Source organism: Staphylococcus sp. 231237_7MaSpsaltlick, from assembly GCF_043107035.1.
Window position 1 is genome coordinate 1 of the sequence record NZ_JBICNX010000294.1, and the last position, 546, is coordinate 546.

1 protein-coding gene and 1 pseudogene are annotated in these 546 nt (G+C 31.9%); both read right to left on the minus strand.

Annotation, left to right across the window (positions count from 1 at the left end):
- A partial coding sequence (locus ACF91D_RS31540) for a DUF1565 domain-containing protein (RefSeq protein ID WP_392438664.1) occupies positions 1–319 on the minus strand: 319 nt, incomplete at its 3' end.
- Positions 320–333: 14 nt separating this feature from the next.
- Positions 334–546 (minus strand): annotated as a pseudogene (locus ACF91D_RS31545) (MFS transporter); the annotation flags it as partial.

Here is a 546-nt window from a genome sequence, read left to right on the forward strand (position 1 = left end):
ATGGATTAAAATCTATAAATATATTGTTATCTATTTCTACTTTCCATATACTGCCATCGATTTGTTGCCATCCTGTTATTTCTTCGGAGCCTTTAATAATAACCTGTTCGTCTTGGGCTGCTTCAAATGAAATTCTTCTAGACTCGCTTAATCCTGTGTTTATATGTGTTATTTCTTCGCGATATATCCCTTCATGCACAATAATACTGTCTCCAGGTTGTGCAACTGAAGCAGCTTTATCTATTGTTAAGAATGGTGATTCAACATTACCTAATCCACTATCTGATCCTTTTTTATCTACATGAATATAATTTGTCATAGTAATCCCTCATTTTATTTATATATTTGTTTGTCTCTCATTTCACCTACGTTATTTGTTCTAATTTGTTCTTTTATGTGTTTAATAAATTTTTCATAATTCAAAAATAAAGTGAATATGGTTACGATAGCGACTGCTAATAATGGAAAATAAATCTGCATGGATTTTATCGCAAAAATGGTACTTTGTGATTGAACTGAAGCTCCGGCAACATATCCACCTACGGA